Raw genomic sequence first — 24,704 nt, 5'->3', positions numbered from 1 at the left:
TGGGCATCGTGCCGCCCGGCTCGGCGAACGCTGGCGCGTTTACTGCTTGATCCCGCCCTGGGTGAGCCCGGCCGGGTCGAGCAGCCGGTCGAGTTCGGCTTCGGACAGATCGGTCTGTTCCATGGCCAGCTCCTTGACCGGACGCCCTTCCTTGTACGCCTGTTTGGCGATGGCCGCGCCCTTGTCGTAACCGATCACCGAGTTCAACGCGGTCACCAGGATCGGGTTCTTCGACAACGCATCGTCGAGGTTGTCCTGGTTGACCGTGAAACCGGCGATCGCCTTGTCCGCCAGCACACGCGCGGTGTTGGTCAGCAACTCGATGGACTGCAGCAGGTTGTAGGCCACGACCGGCAGCATGACGTTGAGCTGGAAATTACCGGCCTGGCCGGACACCGTGATAGTGGTGTGGTTGCCCATGACCTGGGCGGCGACCATGGTAGCGGCCTCGGGGATCACCGGGTTCACCTTGCCCGGCATGATCGACGAGCCGGGCTGGAGCGCCGGCAGCTGGATCTCGCCGAGGCCGGCCAGCGGGCCGGAGTTCATCCAGCGCAGATCGTTGGCGATCTTCATGATCGACACCGCGATGGTATTGAGCTGGCCGGAGAGTTCGACCGCGCTGTCCTGCGAGGACAGGCACTCGAAGTAATTCTCGCTGGTCGAGAACGGGCAGCGCGCGACCTCGCTGATCGCCCGGGCGATCCGCTCGCCGAACTCGGGATGCGCGTTGATGCCGGTACCCACGGCGGTGCCGCCCTGGGCCAGGCGCCGCATGCGCGTGAGCGCCGATTCCACGCGGGCGATGTTGGAATCGATCTGCGCGGCCCAGCCGCCGAGTTCCTGGTCGAACCGCACCGGCATGGCATCCATCAGGTGCGTACGCCCGGTCTTGACCACCGTGGACAGCTCCTCGCCCTTGGTGTGCAGCGTATCGCGCAGATGCCGCAGCGCCGGCAGCAGATGTCGTTCGCACTCGACCACCGAGGCGACCTGGATCGACGTCGGGATGGTGTCGTTGGACGACTGGCCCATGTTGACGTGATCGTTCGGGTGCACCGTCTGGCCCGCCGTCTGGCTGGCGACATGCGCGATCACCTCGTTGGTGTTCATGTTGGTCGAGGTGCCCGAGCCGGTCTGAAAGATATCGACCGGAAAATGGTCGTCATAGTCGCCGGCGGCAACCTTCTTGCCGGCGTCGATGATCGCTTCCGCGATATCGCCGTCGAGCAGGCCGAGATCGCGGTTGACCTGTGCCGCACTGGCCTTGATCAGGCCGAGCGCGTTGATCATGGCACGCGGCGCGCGCAGATCGGAGATCGGGAAATTCTCGATCGCGCGCTGGGACTGGGCGCCCCACAACGCGTCCCTGGGCACACGCAGTTCGCCCATGCTGTCTTTTTCGATGCGGTAGTTCTGATCGGCCATCGCGGACTCCTTCTCGACGCGGTATCCCGGCCCGGGGCCGGCGACAAAAGCGATGCCGGCGACCGCTGGCGACGCCGGCACCTTGTATTCGGTAGAATCCGCGATTCTATCACCGCCTTCGTTCACGGATGTTCCCCATATGCCGACGCGACTGACCGCACTGACCGCGATTTCGCCGATCGACGGCCGCTACGGCGGCAAGACCGCCGACCTGCGCCCCATGTGCAGCGAATACGGGTTGATTCGTTACCGGCTGATCGTCGAGATCCGCTGGTTCCAGGCGCTGGCCGCCGAGCCGGCGATCCCCGAGATCGGCGAAATGTCGCAGGCGGCCAATGACTATCTCGAATCTCTGATCGATGACTTCGATGAAGGCGAGGCCGATGCGGTCAAGACCATCGAGCGCACCACGAATCACGACGTGAAGGCCGTCGAGTACTACCTGCGCGACAAGATCGAGCACTTCGACGAAATAGCCCACGTCAGCCAGTTCATTCACTTCGCGTGCACGTCCGAGGACATCAACAATCTGGCCTATGCCCAGATGCTGCGCGACGCCCGCAGCGACGTGCTGCTGCCGCGGCTGGATCAGGTCATCGAGGCCATCGCCACGATGGCGGATATCTATGCCGATTTCGCCATGCTCTCGCGCACACACGGCCAGTCGGCGTCACCGACCACGTTGGGCAAGGAAATGGCCGTGTTCGTCCAGCGCCTGCGTCGTCAACGCGCCGCCCTGGCCGCTATCGAGATCCTGGGCAAGATGAACGGGGCCGTGGGCAACTACAACGCGCATCTGGCGGCTTATCCGGAGGCCGACTGGCCGGGCATTGCCGAACGCTTCATCACCGGCATGGGGCTCGCGACCAGCCCGGCGACCACCCAGATCGAGCCGCACGACTACGTGGCCGAATTCTTCCATGCCGTCATGCGCGTGAACACGATCCTGCTGGATTTCTCGCGCGATATCTGGAGCTATATTTCGCTGGGCTACTTCCGGCAGGCGACGGTCGAGGGCGAGGTCGGCTCGTCGACCATGCCGCACAAGGTCAACCCGATCGATTTCGAGAACGCCGAAGGCAATCTCGGCCTGGGCAACGCGATCATGGATCATCTGGCGGCCAAACTCCCGATCTCGCGCTGGCAACGCGACCTGACCGATTCCACCGTATTGCGCAATCTCGGCGTCGGTCTGGCGCATTCCACCCTGTCCTACGATGCGCTGCTGCGCGGCCTGGGCAAGCTCGAAGCCGACGCCAGACGCCTGGATGCCGACCTCGACGACAACTGGATCGTGCTCGGCGAAGCCATCCAGACCGTCATGCGCGCCCGCGGTATCTCCGGCGCGTACGAAAAACTCAAGGCACTCACGCGCGGCAAGAAGCTCGATGCCGAGGCCATGCATGCCTTCATCGACAGTCTCGAGATCACCGCCGACGACAAGCGCCGGCTCAAGGCCATGCGCCCGCAGGACTACATCGGCAATGCGGTGGGCCAGGCCCAGCGTGCCGCCGACGGCGGTCAGGAATAGTGTCCTGTCCTGGGTATTTTGCCGTATTCAGAACGCCTGTGCGGGTCCAGCACAAGGCGCGCGACTGCGCCATAGCGTGGCCATAGCGTGCCTATGGCAAAGGAGCGCAACGCAGTGATGGGCGCGCACAGGCGTTCCCTTCGGAATATCGGGTGTGGGGCGAGGCGGCGCGCGCCCGTGGACGGCGTTGCGCCGCTTGGCCAGGGGGATGCCCTGGCCGGCGCGTCGCGCCTTGCCACGAACGCGCGCCGCCTCGCTGAATACGACAAAATACCCAGGACAGGACACTAGCATTGGACGTACTCGAAGCGATCCGCCGGCGGCGCTCGGTGCGCAAGTTCGATCCCGCGCATCGGATGAGCGAGGCCGAAATCCGCGAACTGATGGATCATGTAATCCTGTCGCCTACCGCCTTCAACATCCAGAACTGGCGGTTCGTTGCCGTGCGCGACCGTACGCTGCGCACCGAGATCCGCAAGGCCGCCTGGGGCCAGTCGCAGGTGACCGACGCCTCGCTGCTGCTCGTGTTCTGCATGGATCTGAAAAGCTGGGATAAATCGCCCGAGCGCTATTGGGTGAACGCGCCCGCGCATGTCTCGGAGTCGATGGTGCGCGAAATCCGGCACTTCTATCGCGACGACGACATGTTGCAGCGCGACGAAGGCATGCGCTCCTGCGGCATGGCCGCGCAGACCGCCATGCTGGCGGCCAAGGCGATGGGCTATGAGTCGTGCCCGATGGACGGCTTCGACTTCAAGCGTGTCGGACACTTGATCAACCTACCGCCGGATCATCGCATCTGCATGATGTTATGCATCGGCAAACCACTGGCCGACGCCCACCCGCGCGCCGGCCAGCTTGCCGTCGACGATGTCTTCATGGACAACGGCTTCCCCGAGCGCGAGCGCTGATCCCGCCGGAAAGCCCGCCGCCACGACCTGGAGCCTATGCCAACCGGCTGTTATTCCTCCGGCGCGATGTGCTCCAGCCGTCGGATCCGCTCGCGGACGGTTTCCGGGATGCGCATGCTGGTCTGGGCGCCGTAGTCGAACCAGACGATGACGTTGGTGTACACCGCGATCGGCTCGTCCGACTCGGAGCCGAACAGGCATTGCTCCAGTTCCAGGCTCGATCGGCCGAGGCGCCGCACGCGCGTACCGATCTCCACATCCGCCGGAAACCGCAACTGGCGACGGAAACTGCATTGCAGATCCGCCAGGATCGGCCCATCGCTGGTCTGGGTGTCGCCACCCTCGGTGATCCGGTGGATGTAATCGATGCGCCCGTCTTCCGAATATCGAAAGAAGACCGTGTTGTTCACATGGCCAAGGCTGTCCATTTCGCCCCATTTCACCTTGATCGGGGTGATGTGGGCATAGTCTGAGCGGTTCGGTTCGCGCATGGCCTCCCTCGCACTGCATCCGTTATTCCATACGCCGCCGTATTGACAGAACACGACGACTGCGCAAGATTATACGGAAGTCTTAACGGTGCGAACCCCGAATGCCCAAGAGCCAGAAAAATGCCCTCTCTGCCCAGGACTGGGCCGAAGCCGCGCTTGAAGCCATTGGGCGCCGTGGCGTCGAAGGCGTGGCGGTCGAACCGCTGGCTCGCGAGCTGGGCGTGACCAAGGGCAGTTTCTACTGGCATTTCGCCAATCGCGATGCCCTGCTCACGGCCGCCCTGGCGCGCTGGGAGGCGCGCGAAACCGACGAAGTGCTGGCGCGCGTGCAGCAGGAAACCGATCCACGCGCCCGTATCAAACGCCTGGTGACGGAAGTGAACACCTCGCGTCGCGCCAGCCGCATCTATACCGCACTGTCGAGTGCGACCAAACCGTCGTTCGTGCGCGAATACGTCGAACGCGTCTCACGCCGGCGCCTGCAATTTCTCATCGACTGCTATGCCGCGCTGGGTCTGGGGCCCGGTCGCGCGCGGCAATGGGCATTGCAGACCTACTCGGTCTTTCTCGGCTCGCTGCAGATCCGGCGCGATCTGCCCGGCGAATGGCCGGCCGCCGACGATCCCGCGTTCGCCGACTACGTCCGCTTTTTGATGGTCAGCCTGCTGCCCCCGGAAGCACAGGCCGAAGACAACGACGATAACGGCGGCCGAACCGCCGACACGCCGGCGGCGGCTTCGCCGGCCGTGGCCCAGTCACGCTAGATATTCACGGAGGAACCCACCATGAGCATTCTTGTTGCCCTTGTCATCGCCATCGCGGCGGTCTGGGCGCTGGCCTATACCGGCGCCGCGCTGGCCATCTGGAGCGCGGCGGTCGTCGTGTATTTCGTCGGTCTCGCCGTCACCGGCGTGATCGGCTGGCTCGGCCTGCTGATCGCCGCGATCGTCTTGGTGCCGCCGCTTGTGCTGTTCAACACCCCCGGACTACGCAAGCGCTACGCGACCAAACCCATATTCGCCAAGTTCAAATCGGTTCTGCCGCCGATGTCGGACACCGAGCGCGAGGCGCTCGAAGCCGGCAGCACCTGGTGGGAGACGGAAATGTTCCGCGGCAAGCCCGACTGGCAGTATCTGCTGGATTTCCGCCGCACCCAGCTCACCGAAGACGAACGCTCGTTTCTGGATAACGAGACCGAAACGCTGTGTTCGATGCTCGACGAGTGGGAAATCCTTAACGAGCGCCACGATATCCCGCCCGAAGGCTGGGATTACATCCGCAGGAACAAGTTCTTTGCCATGCTCATCCCCAAGGAGCACGGCGGCCTGGGTTTCTCGGCCCTGGCCCAGTCGACGGTGGTGGCCAAGATCGCCTCCCGTTCGCTGACCACCGCGGTGACCGTGATGGTGCCGAACTCGCTCGGGCCCGGAGAACTCCTGATTCACTACGGCACCAAGGAGCAACAGGCCAAATGGCTGCCCGGCCTGGCCGATGGCAGCCAGATCCCCTGTTTCGGCCTCACCGGCCCGGAAGTCGGGTCCGATGCCGGCGCCCTGCCCGACTACGGCATCGTCTGCAAGGGGGAATATCAGGGTCAGGAAGTGCTCGGCATGAAGCTGACCTTCTCCAAACGCTGGATCACGCTGGCGCCGGTGGCCACGGTCATCGGCCTGGCGTTCCGCCTGCACGATCCCGAAGGGCTGCTGGGCGATCCCGACAAGACCGACTACGGCATCACCTGCGCCCTGATTTCGGCCGATGAGCCGGGCGTGGAAATCGGCAAACGGCATTACCCCGGCGCGTTCATGAATGGCCCGATTTACGGCAAGGACATATTCGTGCCGCTGGACGCCATCATCGGCGGCCCCGAGAAGGCCGGCGGCGGCTGGCGCATGCTGGTCGAGTGCCTGTCCGCCGGGCGCGGCATTTCCCTGCCGGCGCTGTCGTCGGCCGCGGCCAAGATGTCGTATCGCATGACCGGCGCCTGGACGCGCATCCGCCGCCAGTTCAAGTTGCCGGTGGGCAAGTTCGAGGGCGTGCAGGAAGCCACCGCGCGCATCTCGGGCCTGAACTACAAGATGGAAGCCGCACGCGTGATGACGGCCTCCGGCGTGGACAAGTGCACGCCGTCGGTGGTCACGGCCATGGCCAAATACCACATGACCGAGTGGATGCGCGTGATCGTCAACGACGCGATGGACGTTCACGGCGGCCGCGGCATTCAGCAGGGCCCGCGCAACTATCTGGCCAGTTCCTACCAGTCGATTCCGATCGCGATCACGGTCGAGGGCGCCAACATCCTCACCCGCAGCCTGATGATCTTCGGCCAGGGCGCGATCCGTTGTCACCCGTATATCTTCCCGGAGATGGAAGCCGCGCGCGAGGACAACCTCGACGACTTCGACGATCTGCTGTGGTCGCATGTGGGTTACTCGGTCAACCGGGCTGCCCGCGCCTTCACCTTCGGGCTGACCGGCGCGATCACCGCCAAGGCGCCGGTATCCGGCGTAGCCGCGCCCTATTACCGGCAGCTCGAGCGCTTTTCCTCCGCCCTGGCCATCAGCTCCGATATCACCATGGGCCTGCTCGGTGGTGAGCTCAAGCGCAAGGAACTGCTCTCGGCCCGGCTCGGTGATGTGTTGTCCGAGCTGTACTTCGCCTCGGCCACCCTCAAGTACTTCTACGACGAGGGCGAGAAGGAAGAAGACGTCGATCATCTGCATTACGTGATGGCCGAGTCGCTGGCCAGGATCGAAAAGGCCTTCGACGGTTTCTTCCGCAACTTCCCGAATGGCCTCGTCGGCGGCGCCATGCGCCTGCTCGTGTTCCCGACCGGTATGGCACACAAGGGCCCGAGTGATCGCCTGATCAACGCGCTCGGCGACGCTATAATGGAGCCCTCGGCGTTCCGCGATCGTCTTTCCGCCGATATCTATGTCGGCCGCGACCCGGAGTCGGCGACAGGGCGCATCGAGGCGACCTTCAACAAGCTGATCGAGGTCGAGCCAATCTACGACACCTTCTTCAAGGCGGTTGCCAAGGGGGAGGTGGATGGCCTTGACACCGAAGCACGTCTGCGGTCCGCGGTTGAAAAGCACATCCTCACCCAGGAACAGGCGGACCAGGTCGCGGAATACGATCGCATGCGCTACGACGCGATCCTGACCGACGCCTTTACGAAGGACTATCTGGCCGACATGGCGCACAAACGCCACGAAGACCATCGCAACGAAGCGCGCGTGGCATAACGCTTTTTCATACCGCATCATGGCCCGGGTCAATCCCGGGCCTTTTTTTTGCGATGCGCCAACGCAGCGAACTGAGCAACACGTTCCAGAGCACCGACTACTGCGTCGAGTATCGAGGCGAAAACATCGTCCTGAACCTGTATCGGGCAACCCCCGCCACGCTCGCCGACTGGGTGAGCGTCCGCAATGGCGCCACCCCGGCATGGCTGATCACCGCCTACAACCCCGGCGCCGAAGCGGCCGCCGCGGTCGACAACCGCGCGCGACACCAGGTGCTCGACACCCTGCTCAAGCGTCGCGGTTTCGACCGTCTGGCCGCGGTCAACCGCGATACCGCCGGCGACTGGCCGAACGAACCCGGCTGGCTCGTGGCCGGCATGGAAGAAGGCATGGCGCGCAACCTGGCGCGACGCTTCGGCCAGGTCGCGATCGTCGCGGTCGATCGGGCACGCGTCGACCTGGTCTGGATTTATTAATCCGACATCAAAACAGCTGACTTCATCCGCTGTTTTTAACGCCTTCAAAAATAAAAGCCGGCGCCTGTCCGTCTTTTATTTTCAAAGGCTTCGCGGCCGATGGCCGCGGCGAGCATGCGATCGCATACTCGCGCTATCAACCCGAAAAATCATCTATTTTCGTGCCGGGTTAATAAGGGCCCATCCCAACAGCGCTTGGGCCGCGGCGACCCCGTACAAACCCGTACAAACCCGGATGGCACCCGGGTCATCGCCGGGCCGCCACCCGACGGGCGAGCGATCTACCCTTCAGAATGCCCGAGGTCGCGGTCGGGGTCGATACGATCGCGGATCATCTGTTTGATCGGTTTCGCCTCGGGAAACCCGCCAGCCGCGGCGCGATCGTGCAGGCATTCGCCATCAAGCCAGACCTGAAATACCCCGCGCCCGGCCGGCACCAGCGCCACTTCGCCGAGCGCGCTCCCGAACGTGGTCAGGATTTCCTGGCCCATCCAGGCCGCGCGCGCCACCCAGCGGCAGGCCGGACAATACAGAATGGCCACCCGCGGCGACCGCGGCATTTCAGACCCGGTGGACTGGCGCATAGGCCTCGGCGAACGATGGCGGCATGCGGCACGGTCGGCCGTTCGACAGACAAATCGTCACATACTGGGTCCGCGCGCGGAAGATGGTGCGACCGTCGTCGGCCCGGCGCATCTGGAAGTAACGCCACATCGATATCCGACCGTCGTTTTCGCCGATCCAGGTGGCAACCTGCAGTCGATCCCCCAGCTTTGCGGCGATCAGGTAATCGAGATTATGGTGCCGCACCACGCACGCGGCATCCAGCGCGACATAGGTATCCCAGTCCAGCCCCAGCGCGAGCGTATGCGCCCAGGCCGCCCGTTCCATATATTGCAGGTACACCGAGTTGTTGACGTGATCGAGCCGATCGATGTCATCCGCGCCGACCGCGATCTCGATGTAGAACGGGACATCGATGTCCCACCGTCTGTCAAACGCCATATCCGGCTTTCCGTTGTGCGCGAGGCGCAATCGAAAGAAGCCGGCGGCATGCGCTGGCTTCTCAACATCACGGCGCGTGGTGGATCAGCTCGCGGCCAGGGTGTCGGCCGCGCTTGCCGCGGTCATATCCGGCGGCGTCCCCACCACCTTGTAAAGGCGCGAAAGGAACGCGTCGGCACTGGGCTTGCCCGCGAACAATTGGGGATAGTTCGCCTGCACCCGGGATTCGAACGCCGACTTATCGCGGGCCTGCATCATGTAAGCCAGTGCATCGAGATCCTCGCCCGAGCCGCGCGCCGCCTCACTCTTGAGCATGGCATACTGGGAACGCACGAATTTCTCGCGCGCCCTGTGCGTCTGGGCGAAGCTGTTCCGCGTCGAGTCGGTCGTGGCCTGACTGGTTTCCCGGACGGCATCGGTCGTCGCGTCGGCAATGCGCGCGGTACCGTTGAGCAGCGTGTTGGAAGTCACCGCGACCTGCGAACAACCGGCGGCCAGGAGACCGAAGCCGGTTATCGCACCCAAGCTTACAATCCTGCGCATCGCGCTCTCCCTGAACGTATTCATGGCGGACTTCATTAGAGCGCGTCGGGCTCGGGCGACGCAAGCCCGTGTCCAGGCAATGCCTTGAAGGTGTTTCATAGGGCCCCACTATCGGAAGTATGGGTACGCGGCGATATTAGCCGGGGCTCATTCGCGTTATACTTTCAGGTCGATAACCGACCTTTCTACCAAGATTCGAGTTGCTATGGCCGCACATCAGGACGACGTCGAAGAACTGGTCGCCACGCGCGAATATGAAGCCGGATTCGTCACGGATCTGGAGTCCGATACGGTCGCCCCGGGTCTGAACGAGGACGTCATCCGGTTCATTTCCGACAAGAAGAACGAACCGGAATGGATGCTGGAATGGCGCCTCGAAGCCTATCGGCAGTGGCAGCAGATGAAGATGCCCCGTTGGCCGCATCTGCACTATCCGCCGATCGATTTTCAGAAGATCTCCTACTATTCGGCGCCCAAGTCCGCCAAGGACAAGCCGAAAAGCCTGGACGAAGTCGATCCGAAGCTGCTCGAAACCTACGAAAAGCTCGGCATCCCGCTACGCGAGCAGGAAATGCTGGCCGGTGTGGAGGGGGCCCAGTACCCGACCTCCGGTAGCAACGTCGCGGTGGATGCGGTCTTCGACAGCGTTTCGGTCGCCACGACCTTCAAGCAGAAACTGCATGATGCCGGCGTCATCTTCTGCTCGATTTCCGAAGCCATCCAGGAATATCCGGAGCTGGTCCGCCAGCACCTCGGTAGCGTGGTGCCGCGCGGCGACAATTTCTTCGCCGGCCTGAACTCGGCCGTGTTCACCGACGGCTCCTTCGTCTACATCCCCAAGGGGGTGAAATGCCCGATGGAGCTGTCGACGTATTTCCGCATCAACGCCGAAAACACCGGCCAGTTCGAGCGGACGCTGATCGTGGCCGAAGCGGGCAGCGAAGTGTCGTACCTGGAAGGCTGCACGGCGCCCCAGCGCGACGAGAACCAGCTGCATGCGGCGGTGGTCGAACTGGTGGCCGAGGAAGATGCCCGGATCAAGTATTCGACCGTCCAGAACTGGTACCCGGGTGACGAAAACGGCAAGGGCGGCATCTACAATTTCGTGACCAAGCGCGGCGAATGCCGCGGCGACCGCTCCAAGATCTCCTGGACCCAGGTCGAGACAGGCTCTGCGATTACCTGGAAATATCCGAGTTGCGTACTCACTGGCAACGACTCGGTCGGTGAGTTCTATTCGGTGGCTGTGACACGCGGCATGCAGCAGGCCGATACCGGCACGAAGATGATTCACATCGGCAAGAACACCAGGTCGACCATCATCGCCAAGGGTATTTCGGCGGTGCGAGGCGAGCAGGCCTATCGCGGCCTGGTGAAGGTCCTGCCGAGCGCGACGAATGCGCGCAACTTCACGCAGTGCGACTCGCTGCTCATCGGCGATAAATGCGGCGCGCATACCTTCCCTTACGTCGAATCCCGGAACAGCACGGCCAAGCTTGAACACGAGGCCACGACCTCGAAGATCGGCGAAGACCAGATGTTCTACTGTCAGCAGCGCGGCCTGTCCGAAGAGGACGCCGTCAATCTGATTGTCAATGGCTTCTGCAAGGATGTGTTCAAGGAGCTGCCGATGGAATTCGCCGTCGAGGCCCAGAAGCTTCTCAACGTCACGCTGGAGAACGCGGTCGGCTAGGACCGCGGCTCGAAGCGCAGTCGTTTTCCGGGCCCGGGCGCCAGTGGTGCCGGGCCTGTCCAGTTTTCATTGTTCGAATAACGCATATGATCTCAATCAAGAACCTGCATGCCGAGGTCGAAGGCAAGCCTATCCTCCGCGGCATCAATCTCGAAGTCCCGGACGGTGAAGTCCATGCCATCATGGGCCCGAACGGTTCCGGCAAGTCGACCCTGGCCAGTATTCTCGCCGGGCGCGAGGAATACGAGGTCACCGAGGGCAGCGTGACGTTCAAGGGCCGGGAACTGCTCGAGCTCGCCCCCGACGAACGCGCCTGCGAAGGCGTGTTCCTCGGCTTCCAGTACCCGGTCGAGATCCCCGGTGTATCCAACCTGTACCTGCTGCGTGCCGCGATCAACGCGCGCCGCAAGTATCACGGCGAGCCCGAGATCGACGCCGTGGAATTCATGCAGATGGTTCAGGAGAAGATCAGCCATGTCGGCATGAGCATGGACATGGTCAAGCGCGGTGTGAACGAGGATTTCTCCGGCGGCGAGAAGAAACGCAACGAAATCTTCCAGATGCTGATGCTGGAACCCGCCCTGGCGGTCCTGGATGAAACCGACTCCGGGCTCGACATCGACGCACTGAAGATCGTCGCGAGTGGAATCAACCGCCTGCGCTCGCCGGATCGCTCCGTCATCCTCGTGACCCACTACAAGCGCCTGCTGGAGCATGTCGTACCCGATCGGGTGCACGTGTTGTACCAGGGCCGGATCGTGCGTTCGGGCGGGCCCGAACTGGCCGATACGCTCGAGGAAGAAGGCTACGCCAACCTGGAAACCGACGAGGCCGCTGCGACGTCATGAGCGCGACGCAACAGATCGAACCCAGCATCGACCACTATCTGGCCGAATACGCCCGGGTCGAGCGCGACCTGCCCGGCAGCGACGACTCCAAGCGCGAGCGCTCGGCCGAGCTGACCCGCTTCTCCGAAGCCGGGTTTCCCTCCACACGCGAGGAAGACTGGAAGTACACCAGTCTTCAGCCTGTCGAGAAGCGTCGCTTCGAGATCAGCGACGAAGCCGAACCGGTGGCACTGGACGAACTGCGCGCGTTCATCCCTGCGGATCTGGACGCCCACCGCATCATCTTCGTCGACGGCCGCTTCAACGCGGCGCTGTCGGATGTCGACGATCTGCCCGCCGGCGTGACCGTGCGTTCCTTCGCGGACTATCTGTCCGAAAACGCGGGCGCCACCGTCAAGGCATGCGAGATCGAAGAAGAGCCGGGCAGCCTGACCGCCATGAACGCGGCGTTCTTCACCGACGGCGCTTATGTCGAAACCGCGGCCAACGCCGTGCTGGAGAAACCGCTGCACGTGATCAGCGTGACCTCCGGCGTACGCGACGAGCGCATGACCCAGGTCCGCCATCGCTACGTCTTCGGCGAGAACAGCCAGGCCGTCATCATCGAGCATTCGGTCGGCCTCGGCAGCAAGGCCTACTTCGCCAACCAGGTGACCGAGGCCGTAATGGGGCGCAATGCACAACTCACCCGGGTGCGCATTCAGCAGGAATCCGAGCGTGGCTACCACGTATCGAGCTTCTTCGCCCAGCAGCGCCGCGATAGCCGCGTGTTCAATCACGGCTTTGATCTGGGCGGGCGCCTGGCGCGTATCGATACCAATGCACGACTGGTCGACCACAATGCGGAAGTCCACTTCAACGGTGTCTACACGGCGACCGGGCGCCAGCATGTGGACAATCACACCCGGATCGACCACGCCACCGAGCACAGTCTTTCCCGGGAACAATACAAGGGTGTGCTCGCCGGTCACGCCCGCGGCGTATTCAATGGCAAGATCGTGATTCAAAAGGACGCGCAGAAGACCGATTCGGATCTGTCCTGCGATGCCCTGCTGCTGTCCGACAACGCCGAAGTCGACGCCAAGCCGGAACTCGAGATCTATGCCGACGATGTGACCGCCGGTCACGGCTCGACCATCGGCCAGCTCGACGAAGACGCGGTGTTCTATCTCAACAGCCGTGGCGTGAGCGAGGAAGGCGCACGCGCCATCCTGACCTACAGTTTTGCCAACGCACTGGTGCAGAAGGTCGGCATCGAGCCGATCGAGCGTTATGTCGAGGCCGCCATCCTGGCCAAGCTGCCGGGCGGTCGCGCATACGTGGATCTGGCCTGAGTTGGCGGGAGAAGCCGTCATGTCCGAAGTGAAGCAGCAGACCGCAAGCGCGGCCCCGGCGTTCGACGCCGAGCACGCGCGCGCCGACTTCCCCATCCTGCTCGAGGCCCTGCCCTCGGGGCGACGGCTGGTGTATCTCGACAACGCGGCGACCACCCAGAAGCCGTTGCACGTCATTCAGGCCAGCGACGACTATTATCGCCACGCCAACGCCAACGTACACCGCGCGATCCACACGCTGTCGCAACGGGCCACGCAGCAATACGAAGCCTGTCGCGACAAACTGGCCGAATTCATCGGCGCGCGCTCGCGCGACGAGATCGTCTATACCCGCGGCACCACGGACGGCATCAACCTGGTCGCCCAGTGCTACGCCCGGCCGCGGCTGAAGCCGGGGGACGAGATCCTGCTCACCGAGCTGGAACACCACTCCAACATCGTGCCCTGGCAGATGGTGGCCGAAGCCACCGGCGCGCAAATCGTGGTGGCGCCGATCGGCGACGACGGCAGTGTATCGCTCGAGGACTTCCGCGCGAAGCTGTCGGAACGTACGGCCATTGCCGCATTCGCGCATATCTCCAACGCCCTGGGCACGGTGCTGCCGGTGGCCGAGATGATCGCCGCGGCGCATGACGTCGGCGCGGTGACCCTGATCGACGGCGCCCAGGCCGTGGCCCACATGCCGGTCGATGTCACCGCTCTCGACGCCGACTTCTACGCGATGTCGGCGCACAAACTGTTCGGCCCCACCGGCTTCGGCGCCCTGTACGCCAAGCGCGAACTGCTGGAAGCCATGCCGCCCTATCAGGGCGGCGGCGACATGATCGAGACGGTGTCCTTCTCGGGTACGACGTACAACGACGTGCCCTACAAGTTCGAGGCTGGCACCCCCAACATCGCCGGCGCGGCCGCCCTCGGGGCCGCCATCGACTACGTCAACGACCTGGATCTGGCCGCCGTGTTCGACTACGAACACGAACTGCTGGCGCGCGCGACGCGCGAGATGCAAGCCATCGACGGCCTGCGCATCATTGGCACCGCGCCGGGCAAGGCCGGGATCATCTCCTTCGTGATGGACGGCGTGCATGCGCACGACATCGGCACCCTGCTCGATGAATCGGGCGTGGCAATCCGGACCGGCCATCACTGTGCGATGCCGCTGATGGAGCGCTTCGCTGTACCGGCGACCGCGCGCGTGTCCTTCGCGCTCTACAATACGCAAGCCGATGTCGATGCGCTGATCGGCGGCCTGGAAAGCATTCAACGTATCTTCGGATAAAAGGATTGTCGCGATGACCGATTGGGTGGATGTCTGCAAGGACGGCGAACTCGACGAAGGCCAGTGCCGCATCGTCGATGTGGACGACACGATGATCGCGGTTTTTTGCTACGACAAGGACTACTACGCGATCCACGACATGTGCACGCACGATGGCGGCGAACTGGCCAGCGGCGATGTCGAAGGCTGCGAAGTGATCTGCCCGCGCCACGGTGCGCGTTTCTGTATCAAGAACGGCAAGGCGCTCAGCGCACCCGCCTACGAGGATGTCGCCACCTTTCCGATCCGCGTCGAGAATGGCGTGGTCCAGGTCCGGGACGATCGTTTCGACTGACGCCTGCCCGCAGCGCCATGCAACGCCGCGATCGGCGTACGCCTCGAAAGCCGCGATGCGTCAATGCAATGCATCGCGGCTTTTTTTGTTTTCCCCAGGTTTGCGGGACTGAGTTAAGAAGGGTACTCGGCGCCGCGGGGCTGCAGAATGGCCCGGTTCGACGTTCACGCTCTCATGACAAGCGCGGGTCCGACCGCCGCGCCGGCGCGTATGGGCTGCCATGCCCACTCGCAGGCGCCGCCTTCGCCCCCGTCGACCACCTGGATACAGCGCAAACAGTCCGGGAGTCTGAGACGCCGTGTCTGTATTTCGGTCCCGTTTGTACGGCGACACCACGTGTTGCCGTGAACCGGCGAAGCCGGCGCCGTGCCGGATGCTCTTCTCTTGGTTACTTCTCTTGAGCAAACAAGAGAAGTGACTCGCGCTGCAGCGCGAAACCGAAGGTCGGCAAAGGCGGAGGGCGTGCGACTTTCACCCGTCCTGGTTCGGCGTTTCCCACCCAGTGCGCCGTGCATCGCGCGCCCCTGTCCTTAACCGCCAGGATTCGCAGGACGCCATGCACCGCTACTCCGCGAAGAACCTGTTTCATCGTCCGCCGTATTCGCCCCATCGCCGCCGGCAGATGGCCGCCGGCCGATCGAGGAAAGACGCGAGTTCAACCGTCGATGCCAACAGCCACAGCACGGCCCCGGTGCAACACGCGCAATGCCTGCTGCCACCAACGATTGATGGCGTCCCGGCACCAGAATGTATATAAAAAGAACTCTTTTCTTTTGTAATCATTTTATGCCTGACCGGCCGCCGATTCTGTCGTACGGGCATCAGCTGCACACCAAGCCCGGTGGTCGCTGGCTGTTCGCCCGCGATCTGCCGGCGTGCGCCGTATTTCGCGACCATCACGCCGCGCGTGAACCTTGTCGAGCCGAGCTTCTGCGCCGCGGCGCTGGGCAAACGGCGGTGACTGCACAACCATATCGGCACGGCGCACGCGATCGCCATGTGCAATCTCGCCGAACGGGCCGCCGGCCTGATGGCCGAAGCCACGGTGAAGCCGGCATGGCGCTGGATTCCCAAAGGGATGACCGTCGCCTATTGGGCCAAGGCCGAAACCGACCTGATTGCCCGGGCCCGCCCGGCCGCCACCGCGACGCTCGATGACGGCGTCGACTACAACGTCGAGGTGTCCATCCGCGATACCGACGAGGTCGAGGTCATGCACGCGACGATCACCCTATGGATCACCCGCACCGTCCATCCCGCCTATTCGTGCCCTGCCCCGGCCAAGGATTGCCTTGTTTATGACCGCCGCCACCGCGCCCTATCCGCATCTGCTCGCACCGCTCGATCTCGGCTTCACTACCCTGCGCAATCGCGTGCTCATGGGATCCATGCATACCGGCATGGAGGACTTCTTCTGGCACTACGACAAGCTCGCCGCGTATTTCGCCGAACGCGCCGCCGGCGGCGCCGGGTTGATCGTCACCGGCGGCATCGCCCCCAACATCGCCGGCTGGGTCTCGCCGCTGGCCGGGCGCATGAGCCATCGCGGCCATGTGATCCCGCATCGCAAGATCACGCGCGCCGTGCACGGCGAAGGCGGCCATATCTGCATGCAGATCCTTCACGCCGGACGCTACGGCTACCACCCGTTCATCGTCGGGGCCTCGCGCCGCAAGTCGCCCATCACCCCGTTCAAGCCGCGCGCGCTGAGTGAACGGGGGGTGCGGCGTACGATCCGGGATTATGTCCGCGCCGCCGAACTCGCACGCGATGCGGGTTATGACGGTGTCGAGGTGATGGGCTCGGAGGGCTATCTCATCAACCAGTTCCTGGTCGAGCACACCAATGACCGGCGCGACAGCTATGGCGGCTCGCTGGCCAAGCGACAACGCATGCCGATCGAGATCGTACAAGGCATTCGTGCCGCGCTCGGCCCGGATTTCATCCTCATCTATCGGCTGTCCATGCTCGATCTGGTCGAAAACGGCCAGCGCTGGGACGAAATCGTATCGCTCGCGCGCGCCATCGAAGCCGCCGGGGCGACGCTCATCAACACCGGCATCGGCTGGCACGAATCGCGCGTGCCCACCATCGTCACCCGTGTGCCCCGCGCCGCGTTCGCCTGGGTCACCGCCAAGCTCAAGCGCGAAGTCGGGCTGCCACTGGTCACCACCAATCGGGTGAACACGCCCGAGGTCGCCGAGTCGCTACTGGCCGACGGCGGCGCCGACATGGTGTCCATGGCACGCCCGTTCCTGGCCGACCCCGAGTTCGTGAACAAGGCGCGGGCCCATCGGGCCGCCGATATCAACAGCTGTATCGCCTGCAACCAGGCCTGTCTCGATCACGCTTTCCAGGGCAAGCGCGCCAGTTGTCTGGTCAATCCGCGCGCCGGGCGCGAAACCGAGCTGAATTTCCCTCCGGTCCAACAGCCGCGCCGCATCGCGGTCATCGGCGCCGGGCCGGCCGGGCTCGAGGCGGCTACCCGGTTGGCCGCGCGCGGCCACCGGGTCAGCCTGTATGACGAAGCGGGCGCGATCGGCGGGCAGTTCAACATGGCCAAACAGATTCCCGGCAAGGAGGAATTCTTCGAAACGCTGCGCTACTTCCGCCGTCGCGTGGAACAGACCGGGATCACGTTACATCTGAACACCCCCGCCACCGTTGACACCCTGGCCAACGAAGGCTTCGATGAAATCGTGATCGCCACCGGTGTGCGCCCGCGCCGGCCGGCGATCGACGGCATTGACCATCCTTCTGTCGCCTCCTACATCGATATTCTGCGCGGCCATCGCGTGGCCGGACCGCGGGTGGCGGTGATCGGCGCCGGCGGCATCGGCTTCGATGTCAGCGAGTTCCTGACCCATGACCGGCCGGCCCCCTCGCAGGATCGCGAACTGTTCTTCGACGAATGGGGCGTGGACCGCACCGCGGTGGCCGCCGGCGGGCTGATCGAGGCCCATCCCTCACCCTCGCCGCGCCAGGTGACCCTGCTTCAGCGCAGCCACGACAAACCCGGGCGCGGCCTGGGCAAGACCAGCGGCTGGGCGCATCGTGCCTCGCTCAAGCACAAGGGCGTGCAGATGCTGGGCGGCGTGGCCTACGAACGCATCGACGACGCCGGCCTGCACCTGCGCGTCGACGGCAAGGCCGGCGTGCTGGCCGTCGATACCGTCGTGATCTGCGCCGGCCAGAAAACCCGGCGCGATCTCGCCGATGATCTGGAAGCGCGCGGGCTGGCCTGTCACATCATCGGCGGCGCGAAGCTGGCGGCCGAGCTCGACGCCAAACGCGCGATCCGCGAAGCCGCCGAGCTGGCCGCGTCATTGGATTGATGCGCCTGGAGCGTTCTTTCTTCCCCGGACTATGTATTCGCCGATCAACGCGGATCTTGATTATGTAAGACACGCAGCTGACTGAATAATCTGGGTATTTTGTCCGCCAATGCACGCGAATGAGCGCAAATAAAAAGTACGATCAAGGCACTGCGGCTTCAGTGACGCAGGTCGGATTAGGTGCTTGCACCGTAATCCGACAGCCGGGCCTCGGAACCTGCGGATTGAGCGTCGGATTACGCGCTACGCGCTAATCCGACCTACCGCTCATGAACGTTGTCGACGCCGGTAACGGGTCATGCCCAGCATCTGCGTGAATCGGCGTTGATCTGCGGAAATTGCCTTGGAAAACAAAAACGTGCGGGCGCGTTTCCGGTAACGTTGGCGTTACAGGGCACCAGCTTCGGCGCGTCGCACGAGCCCGGGCGCGTCGGCGCAGCAGTACTCGACGATCAGGTTCGCGCTCTGGCGCCCGCGGAACTCGTTGACCTGCAGGCGAAAGACCAGCCGATGCACCCGGGCGGCATCCAGCGGCTCGTCGCGGTTGAAGACCATGGCCTCGATCGGCCCGCCGCCGCGGCTCGACTGCACGGTCAGCTTGAGATGTCCGCTACCGACCACACGCTGGTCGAGCACGTGATAGGCGCCGTGAAACAGCGGCGCGTCGAAGCCGGCACCCCAGGGCCCGGCCTGCCGCAGCTCGATCGCCGTTTCGAGGCTATGCTCGGGCCCGTCCAGTTCGCCGTCGGTGACGTACTCGCGCCGGGTCATGGCCGGAGTCAGCCGGGCCGCGACCGCGGCACGCAAGCGCTGCGCGAAGTCGTCCAGCCGTCCGGGCTTCAGGGATAGACCGGCCGCCTGGGCATGGCCGCCGAAGCGTGTGATCAGGCCAGGCGCGTCCGCATCCACGGCGGCCAGAGCGTCGCGGATATGCAGCCCGGGAATCGAGCGGGCCGAGCCTTTCAACTCACCGTGTTCGCCGGGCGCAAACGCCACCACCGGGCGATGAATGCGCTCGCGCAGGCGCGAGGCGATCAGACCGACAATGCCTTCGTGCCAGTCGCCTTCATGCACCACCAGCGCGGGCATATCCTCGTCCAGCGCCGCCAGGCGCTCCAGCGCAGCCTCGGCCTGGCCTTGCATGCGCTGTTGCACATTGCGCCGCTGCCGGTTGATCGACGACAGCGTCTCGGCCGTCCGGCGCGCGGCGTCGGCGGTGCCCGCACGCAGACAGGCCACCCCCAGACGCATGTCCTCGAGCCGTCCGGCAGCGTTGATGCGGGGCCCGATCGCGAAGCCGATATCGTCGGTATCCAGCCGAGCCGGATCGCGGCCGGCGATTTCGGCCAGGGCGACGATGCCCGGCCGGGCCCGGCCGGCCCGGATGCGGCGCAGGCCCTGGCTGACCAGCGTGCGGTTGACGTGATCCAGCGGCACCACATCGGCCACGGTGCCCACGGCCACCAGATCCAGCAGATCGCCCAGGCGCGGCAGCGCCGTGACGCCACGCTCGGCCATGCGCGAGCGCAGCGCGGCCATGACATAGAACACCACTCCGACACCGGCCAGATGCTTGCAGGCAAAGTCGCAGCCGGACTGATTCGGATTCACGATGGCCGCGGCCGCCGGCAGGCGCTCACCGGGCAGGTGATGATCGGTGACCACCACCCGCCAGCCCGCAGCGCTGGCCGCTTCGACGCCGGACAGCGAGGCAATCCCGTTGTCCACGGTAACAATCAACCCGCCGTCGGCGCCCGCCGGGCCGATCGCCTCGACCACGGACGGGGACAGACCATAGCCGTGCGTCGCCCGCTGCGGCATAAAGAAATCCACATGGGCGCCGAACGCCGCCAGCACCTCGAGCGCCAGCGTGGTGCTGGTGGCGCCATCAGCGTCGAAATCGCCCACGATCCGGATCGGCCGTTTCGACACGATCGCCGCTTCCAGTTCATCCACGGCCGCGTCGATACCCTTGAGCGCCGAGAAATCGGGCAAACCCGCCAGGCGATAGTCCAACTCGGCGGCATGCCGCACGCCACGCCCGGCGTAGATCCGCTGCAGCAGCGGCGAGGCCAGCCCATCCAGACCCGACACTCCGGGCATGGACCGATCGACGATGCGCGGCGCGTCATCGAAACCGTTGCGGTCCGATTGTTGCTCCGCCACCGCGCCCGTCACTGCTCAGCGGCGCTTGGCGGCGACGTAGGCCTGGACCTCGGCCAGTTCGGCGGGAAGTACGTCGAAGCGCTCGTCGAGCGACATCAGGTCGGCCATCGCCTCGGGCAGCGGCGCGCCCGGGAATCCGGCCCGCACGATGGCTGCCTCGAACTTGGCCGGATGGGCCGTGGCCAGGGTGATCATGGGCGTCGTGGCATCGGCGCGGCAGCGATTGGCCGCCCGGTAGCCGGTGGCGGTATGCGGATCAAGCAGCTCGCCCGTATGCGCGAACGCCTCGCGAATCACCTCGAGGATAGTGTCGTCGTCGACGCTGTCGCTCGAGAACAGCCGGCGCAACGCGGCGAGCGGTGCGTCGTCGATCACGGCCCGGCCATCGGCGAAGCGATCCAGCAGATCGCGCACCGCCCCGCTGTCGCGTCCGTAGGCTTCGAACAACAGGCGTTCGAAATTCGACGATACGACGATGTCCATAGACGGTGCGAGCGTGGCCAGCAACGCCCGGCGCGAGAAATCATTGTCGGCGATTGTGCGGTGCAGGATATCGTTGGCGTTGGTCGCGATCACGAACTGCTTGACCGGCAGCCCCATGCGATACGCCATGTAGCCGGCAAACAGATTGCCGAAGTTCGCCGACGGCACCGTGAACGATACCTCGCGATGCGGCGCACCCAAGGCAACCGCCGAGGCGACATAGTAGACGATCTGGGCCATGATGCGCGCCCAGTTGATCGAGTTCACCGCAATCAATCGCCGACCTTCGAGAAACCCCTGGTCGGCGAAACTGGCCTTGACCATGGCCTGGGCGTCGTCGAAATCGCCCTCGATGGCGATGTTGTGCACATTGGACGCATGCACGGTGGTCATCTGCCGGCGCTGGACCGCGGAAACGCGCTCATGCGGGTGCAGGATGAAAATATCGAGCTGATCACAGGCCCGGCAACCCTCGATCGCGGCCGAGCCGGTATCGCCCGAGGTCGCGCCCATGATCACGCCGCGCTCGCCCCGCCGGGCGAGAAAATGATCGAGCAGGCGTCCCAGCAGCTGTAGGGCGACATCCTTGAAGGCCAGCGTCGGGCCGTGGAACAACTCGAGCAGATGATGGTTGTGCGACAACTGCTTGAGCGGCACCACCGCATCGTGATTGAAGGTGGCGTAGGTGTCCCGGATGATGCGCCTGAAGTCGGCGTCGTCAATGGCATCGCCCACGAACGGCTTCATCACCCGAAACGCGATCTCGGTATACGGCAGGCCCGCCATCGCCGCCAGCTCGTCGTGCGAGAACTGCGGCATGGTTTCGGGCACGTACAAGCCGCCGTCCGGCGCCAGGCCGGTGAGCACGACGTCCTCGAAGTTCAGCGCCGGCGCTTCGCCGCGCGTGCTGATGTAGCGCATCGCCTCGGTCATTCCTAGTCCTCGAATTCGGCCACACGGTAATGCACCACGCCGTCACGCGTGGTCGGCAGCGCGCGGATATGATCCAGCGCCTCGGTCAGCGTGCCCTCGCGGGCCGGCTTGGTGATGATGATCACGCGGGCGTCATCCTCGGCGGTCGGCGGGTCCTTCTGCAGAATGGCCTCGATCCCGATTTCGAGCTCGGCCAGCAGGCGGGTGATCTCCGCCATGACTCCGGTCTTGTCCGCCACCTGCACACGGAAATAATGCCCGCAGATGAAGTCCGGCGACTCCAGGATCGGCTCTTCGGTGATCTGGTCCGGCTGGAAAGCCAGATGCGGCACCCGACCGCTCGGGTCGACGCTCATCATGCGCGCGGTATCGATCAGGTCGGCGACCACCGACGAAGCGGTCGGTCCCGCGCCGGCGCCGGCCCCGTAGTAGGCGGTCGGGCCCACGGCGTCGCCATACACCATGATCGCGTTCTTCTCGCCCTCGACATTGGCCAGCAACGCGCGCTCGGGCACCAGCGTCGGATGTACGCGCATCGCCACGCCGGTAGGCTGGCGCTGGGCGATGCCCAGATGCTTGACCCGATAGCCCAATTCCTCGGCGTACTCGATATCATCGGCGCCGATGCCGCGGATACCGTCGGTGACGATGCGGTCGAACGACAGCGGAATACCGAAGGCGATGCTGCCGAGAATGGCGAGCTTGTGCGCGGCGTCGATGCCGTCGACGTCGAAGGTCGGATCGGCCTCGGCGAAGCCGAGCTTCTGTGCCTCGGCCAGCGCCTGCTCGAAGCTCATGCCTTCGAACTTCATCTGGCTGAGGATGAAATTGCCGGTGCCGTTGATGATGCCGGCCACCCATTCGATGCGATTGGCGGCCAGCGATTCGCGGATCGCCTTGATGATCGGGATGCCGCCGGCCACCGCCGCTTCGAACGAGACCACCACGCCGGCCGCGTCGGCCGCGGCGAAGATTTCGTTGCCGTGCAGCGCGATCAGGTGCTTGTTCGCGGTGACCACGTGCTTGCCGTTGGCGATCGCGGCCATGACCAGATCGTAGGCCAGACTGTCGCCGCCGATCAGCTCGAGCACGACGTCGATATTCGGGTCCTCGACGATGGCGCGGGCATCGGTTCCGATGTCGATGCCGCCGGTGTCGCATTCACGCGCGCGCTCGAGGTTCTGCACCGCCGCCCGGGTCACACGAATCTCTCGACCGGCACGCCGCGTGATCTCGTCGCCATTGCGCGCGAGCAGATTGACCACACCGGCACCCACGGTGCCGAGGCCGAGTACGCCGACCTTGACCGGTTCCATCATCGTGACTGTTCCTCGTTTGCGAGCCGCGCCCGACGCCGGGTGCGGTCATCCTGGTTGATGCACTAAAAACAGGCTCGAAAGCCCTGCGCGCCGCGACCTGTTCTGCTCAGGCACGCGGCGGCACCCCGCGTTAGGCGGGTTCGACGCCGTCGCGCCGGAACATGCGCTTGATATTGCGCAGCGCCTGTCGCGTGCGCTGGTCGTTCTCGATCAGGCCGAAACGCACGTGCGTGTCGCCGTATTCACCGAAACCGACCCCCGGGGAGACTGCCACATGGGCCTCGGCCAGCAGCTTCTTGGTGAAATCCAGCGATCCCATGTGCTGGTAGGCCTCCGGAATGCGTGCCCAGACGAACATGGTTGCCCTGGGGCGCTCGACCGGCCAGCCGATCTCGTTGAGCCCGTCGCAGAGGATATTGCGGCGCTTTTCGTACAGATCCCGGATCTCGGTGACACAATCCTGCGGCCCGTTGAGCGCGGCAATGGCCGCCACCTGAACCGGCGTGAACATGCCGTAGTCCAGGTACGACTTCATGCGCGCGAGCGCAGCGATGAGTTCCGGATTGCCGCACATGAAGCCCACACGCCAGCCCGGCATGTTGTAGCTCTTGGACAGCGTGAAGCATTCCACGGCGACGTCCTTCGCCCCCGGCACCTGCAGGATCGACGGCGCTTCGTAACCGTCGAACGTCAGATCGGCATAGGCCAGGTCCTGGACGATCCACAGATCGTATTCGCGCGCCATGGCGACCATGCGCTCGAAGAATTCCAGCTCGACGCACTGCGTGGTCGGATTACTGGGAAAGTTCAGCAGCATCATCTTCGGCCGGGGCCACGATTCCTTGATCGCTCTTTCCAGCTCGGCGAAGAAATCGGTGTCCGGCATCATGCGCACGTGGCGCACATCGGCGCCCGCGATCACCGCGCCGTAGGGGTGAATCGGATAGGCCGGATTGGGCACCAGCACCTGATCGCCGTGCTCCAGGATGGCGAGCATCAGATGGGCCAGCCCTTCCTTCGAGCCCATGGTGACGATGGCTTCGCTCTCGGGATCGATGTCGACGTCGTAGCGGCGCTTGTACCAGGCCGAGATCGCCTGTCTGAGGCGCAGCACGCCGCGCGAGACCGAATAGCGATGCGTATCCGGGCGCTGCACGGCCTCGGTGAGTTTCTCGACGATATGCGGCGGCGTGGGCCGATCGGGATTGCCCATGCCGAAGTCGATGATGTCCTCGCCGCGCGCTCGCGCCGCCTGCTTCAACTCGTTGATGATCGCGAACACATACGGCGGTAGGCGATTGATGCGTACGAAGTTGGATTTCGAGGAAGCGTCGGACATGTTGGTTC

General features: G+C 64.4%; 20 protein-coding genes and 1 pseudogene. 12 read left to right on the top strand and 9 right to left on the bottom strand.

Annotated elements, in window-relative coordinates; genetic code table 11:
* Positions 1-39 precede the first annotated feature (39 nt).
* Positions 40-1,428 carry a class II fumarate hydratase gene (locus ACS8YF_RS01110; RefSeq protein WP_440848367.1) on the bottom strand — a complete coding sequence of 463 codons (1,389 nt, stop codon included), beginning with the start codon at positions 1,426-1,428 and terminating at the stop codon, positions 40-42.
* Positions 1,429-1,567: 139 nt separating this feature from the next.
* On the opposite strand from ACS8YF_RS01110, the gene purB reads away from it, so the two are divergent.
* Both purB and ACS8YF_RS01100 read left to right on the top strand, forming a co-directional pair.
* A complete protein-coding gene (purB, locus tag ACS8YF_RS01105) occupies positions 1,568-2,959 on the top strand; it encodes an adenylosuccinate lyase (RefSeq protein WP_440848366.1) in 1,392 nt (463 codons plus the stop codon).
* Between the two features lie 293 nt (positions 2,960-3,252).
* Complete coding sequence (locus ACS8YF_RS01100; RefSeq protein ID WP_440848365.1) at positions 3,253-3,870, top strand: nitroreductase family protein; 618 nt, start codon at positions 3,253-3,255, stop codon at positions 3,868-3,870.
* A 50-nt stretch (positions 3,871-3,920) separates the two neighbouring features.
* Here the strand turns inward: ACS8YF_RS01100 and ACS8YF_RS01095 are convergent, their stop codons facing one another.
* Entirely contained in the window at positions 3,921-4,361 is a 441-nt protein-coding gene (locus ACS8YF_RS01095) for an acyl-CoA thioesterase (RefSeq protein ID WP_440848364.1), read from the bottom strand.
* A gap of 101 nt (positions 4,362-4,462) precedes the next feature.
* On the opposite strand from ACS8YF_RS01095, the gene ACS8YF_RS01090 reads away from it, so the two are divergent.
* The 3 genes from ACS8YF_RS01090 to ACS8YF_RS01080 are packed head-to-tail and all read left to right on the top strand — an operon-like array spanning position 4,463 to position 8,085.
* Complete coding sequence (locus tag ACS8YF_RS01090; protein ID WP_440848363.1) at positions 4,463-5,125, top strand: TetR/AcrR family transcriptional regulator; 663 nt, start codon at positions 4,463-4,465, stop codon at positions 5,123-5,125.
* 21 nt (positions 5,126-5,146) lie between these two features.
* Positions 5,147-7,609 carry an acyl-CoA dehydrogenase gene (locus ACS8YF_RS01085; RefSeq protein ID WP_440848362.1) on the top strand — a complete coding sequence of 821 codons (2,463 nt, stop codon included), beginning with the start codon at positions 5,147-5,149 and terminating at the stop codon, positions 7,607-7,609.
* 53 nt (positions 7,610-7,662) lie between these two features.
* Positions 7,663-8,085 (top strand): DUF3293 domain-containing protein, encoded by a 423-nt coding sequence (locus ACS8YF_RS01080; RefSeq protein WP_440848361.1) that lies wholly within the window; start codon positions 7,663-7,665, stop codon positions 8,083-8,085.
* A gap of 281 nt (positions 8,086-8,366) precedes the next feature.
* Here the strand turns inward: ACS8YF_RS01080 and ACS8YF_RS01075 are convergent, their stop codons facing one another.
* The 3 genes from ACS8YF_RS01075 to ACS8YF_RS01065 form a co-directional block, all read right to left on the bottom strand.
* Entirely contained in the window at positions 8,367-8,645 is a 279-nt protein-coding gene (locus ACS8YF_RS01075) for a SelT/SelW/SelH family protein (protein WP_440848360.1), read from the bottom strand.
* Position 8,646: 1 nt separating this feature from the next.
* The gene (locus ACS8YF_RS01070) at positions 8,647-9,090 is read right to left on the bottom strand and encodes an acyl-CoA thioesterase (protein WP_440848359.1); all 444 of its coding nucleotides are present in this window, start codon (positions 9,088-9,090) and stop codon (positions 8,647-8,649) included.
* Positions 9,091-9,174: 84 nt separating this feature from the next.
* Positions 9,175-9,669: a DUF3015 family protein gene (locus ACS8YF_RS01065; RefSeq protein ID WP_440848358.1), complete on the bottom strand. Its 495-nt coding sequence runs from the start codon at positions 9,667-9,669 to the stop codon at positions 9,175-9,177.
* Positions 9,670-9,838: 169 nt separating this feature from the next.
* Here ACS8YF_RS01065 and sufB point away from each other — a divergent pair, with 169 nt between their 5' ends.
* From sufB to ACS8YF_RS01030, 7 genes and pseudogenes are all read left to right on the top strand, one after another.
* Entirely contained in the window at positions 9,839-11,326 is a 1,488-nt protein-coding gene (sufB, locus tag ACS8YF_RS01060; RefSeq protein WP_440848357.1) for a Fe-S cluster assembly protein SufB, read from the top strand.
* A gap of 86 nt (positions 11,327-11,412) precedes the next feature.
* A complete protein-coding gene (gene sufC, locus ACS8YF_RS01055; protein WP_440848356.1) occupies positions 11,413-12,174 on the top strand; it encodes a Fe-S cluster assembly ATPase SufC in 762 nt (253 codons plus the stop codon).
* Positions 12,171-13,508 (top strand): Fe-S cluster assembly protein SufD, encoded by a 1,338-nt coding sequence (gene sufD / locus ACS8YF_RS01050; protein WP_440848355.1) that lies wholly within the window; start codon positions 12,171-12,173, stop codon positions 13,506-13,508. The genes sufC and sufD overlap by 4 nt, the downstream gene beginning before the upstream one ends.
* A gap of 19 nt (positions 13,509-13,527) precedes the next feature.
* Positions 13,528-14,787, top strand: coding sequence for a cysteine desulfurase (locus ACS8YF_RS01045; protein WP_440848354.1), 1,260 nt, complete (start codon positions 13,528-13,530; stop codon positions 14,785-14,787).
* Between the two features lie 13 nt (positions 14,788-14,800).
* A complete protein-coding gene (locus tag ACS8YF_RS01040; RefSeq protein WP_440848353.1) occupies positions 14,801-15,121 on the top strand; it encodes a non-heme iron oxygenase ferredoxin subunit in 321 nt (106 codons plus the stop codon).
* An 841-nt stretch (positions 15,122-15,962) separates the two neighbouring features.
* Positions 15,963-16,301 (top strand): annotated as a pseudogene (locus ACS8YF_RS01035) (DUF4442 domain-containing protein); the annotation flags it as partial.
* Between the two features lie 118 nt (positions 16,302-16,419).
* Entirely contained in the window at positions 16,420-18,456 is a 2,037-nt protein-coding gene (locus ACS8YF_RS01030) for an oxidoreductase (protein WP_440848352.1), read from the top strand.
* Positions 18,457-18,843: 387 nt separating this feature from the next.
* Here the strand turns inward: ACS8YF_RS01030 and recJ are convergent, their stop codons facing one another.
* The 4 genes from recJ to alaC all read right to left on the bottom strand — a co-directional run bounded on the left by recJ (position 18,844) and on the right by alaC (position 24,696).
* Positions 18,844-20,559: a single-stranded-DNA-specific exonuclease RecJ gene (recJ, locus tag ACS8YF_RS01025; protein ID WP_440848351.1), complete on the bottom strand. Its 1,716-nt coding sequence runs from the start codon at positions 20,557-20,559 to the stop codon at positions 18,844-18,846.
* A 78-nt stretch (positions 20,560-20,637) separates the two neighbouring features.
* On the bottom strand, positions 20,638-22,026 hold the full coding sequence (gene thrC, locus ACS8YF_RS01020) for a threonine synthase (protein ID WP_440848392.1): 1,389 nt from the start codon (positions 22,024-22,026) through the stop codon (positions 20,638-20,640).
* A 14-nt stretch (positions 22,027-22,040) separates the two neighbouring features.
* Entirely contained in the window at positions 22,041-23,354 is a 1,314-nt protein-coding gene (locus ACS8YF_RS01015; RefSeq protein ID WP_440848391.1) for a homoserine dehydrogenase, read from the bottom strand.
* Between the two features lie 133 nt (positions 23,355-23,487).
* Entirely contained in the window at positions 23,488-24,696 is a 1,209-nt protein-coding gene (gene alaC / locus ACS8YF_RS01010) for an alanine transaminase (protein WP_440848350.1), read from the bottom strand.
* Positions 24,697-24,704 lie beyond the last annotated feature (8 nt).

Origin of the sequence: Salinisphaera sp. SWV1, assembly GCF_052044155.1 — a bacterium.
Taxonomy (GTDB): Bacteria; Pseudomonadota; Gammaproteobacteria; order Nevskiales; family Salinisphaeraceae; genus Salinisphaera.
The sequence above is the reverse complement of the archived record's forward strand: the minus strand, read 5'-3'. Positions and strand labels throughout refer to the sequence as shown.

What these genes read in the sequence shown, in the direction of transcription:
- sufB (WP_440848357.1), top strand. Translation starts at nt 9,839, where the DNA reads ATGGCCGCACATCAGGACGACGTCGAAGAACTGGTCGCCACGCGCGAA.
- ACS8YF_RS01090 (WP_440848363.1), top strand. Translation starts at nt 4,463, where the DNA reads ATGCCCAAGAGCCAGAAAAATGCCCTCTCTGCCCAGGACTGGGCCGAA.
- ACS8YF_RS01095 (WP_440848364.1), bottom strand. Translation starts at nt 4,361, where the DNA reads ATGCGCGAACCGAACCGCTCAGACTATGCCCACATCACCCCGATCAAG.
- ACS8YF_RS01015 (WP_440848391.1), bottom strand. Translation starts at nt 23,354, where the DNA reads ATGGAACCGGTCAAGGTCGGCGTACTCGGCCTCGGCACCGTGGGTGCC.
- alaC (WP_440848350.1), bottom strand. Translation starts at nt 24,696, where the DNA reads ATGTCCGACGCTTCCTCGAAATCCAACTTCGTACGCATCAATCGCCTA.
- ACS8YF_RS01075 (WP_440848360.1), bottom strand. Translation starts at nt 8,645, where the DNA reads ATGCCGCGGTCGCCGCGGGTGGCCATTCTGTATTGTCCGGCCTGCCGC.
- sufD (WP_440848355.1), top strand. Translation starts at nt 12,171, where the DNA reads ATGAGCGCGACGCAACAGATCGAACCCAGCATCGACCACTATCTGGCC.
- ACS8YF_RS01080 (WP_440848361.1), top strand. Translation starts at nt 7,663, where the DNA reads ATGCGCCAACGCAGCGAACTGAGCAACACGTTCCAGAGCACCGACTAC.
- ACS8YF_RS01040 (WP_440848353.1), top strand. Translation starts at nt 14,801, where the DNA reads ATGACCGATTGGGTGGATGTCTGCAAGGACGGCGAACTCGACGAAGGC.
- ACS8YF_RS01045 (WP_440848354.1), top strand. Translation starts at nt 13,528, where the DNA reads ATGTCCGAAGTGAAGCAGCAGACCGCAAGCGCGGCCCCGGCGTTCGAC.
- purB (WP_440848366.1), top strand. Translation starts at nt 1,568, where the DNA reads ATGCCGACGCGACTGACCGCACTGACCGCGATTTCGCCGATCGACGGC.
- sufC (WP_440848356.1), top strand. Translation starts at nt 11,413, where the DNA reads ATGATCTCAATCAAGAACCTGCATGCCGAGGTCGAAGGCAAGCCTATC.
- ACS8YF_RS01070 (WP_440848359.1), bottom strand. Translation starts at nt 9,090, where the DNA reads ATGGCGTTTGACAGACGGTGGGACATCGATGTCCCGTTCTACATCGAG.
- ACS8YF_RS01085 (WP_440848362.1), top strand. Translation starts at nt 5,147, where the DNA reads ATGAGCATTCTTGTTGCCCTTGTCATCGCCATCGCGGCGGTCTGGGCG.
- ACS8YF_RS01065 (WP_440848358.1), bottom strand. Translation starts at nt 9,669, where the DNA reads ATGAAGTCCGCCATGAATACGTTCAGGGAGAGCGCGATGCGCAGGATT.
- recJ (WP_440848351.1), bottom strand. Translation starts at nt 20,559, where the DNA reads ATGCCCGGAGTGTCGGGTCTGGATGGGCTGGCCTCGCCGCTGCTGCAG.
- thrC (WP_440848392.1), bottom strand. Translation starts at nt 22,026, where the DNA reads ATGCGCTACATCAGCACGCGCGGCGAAGCGCCGGCGCTGAACTTCGAG.
- ACS8YF_RS01030 (WP_440848352.1), top strand. Translation starts at nt 16,420, where the DNA reads ATGACCGCCGCCACCGCGCCCTATCCGCATCTGCTCGCACCGCTCGAT.
- ACS8YF_RS01110 (WP_440848367.1), bottom strand. Translation starts at nt 1,428, where the DNA reads ATGGCCGATCAGAACTACCGCATCGAAAAAGACAGCATGGGCGAACTG.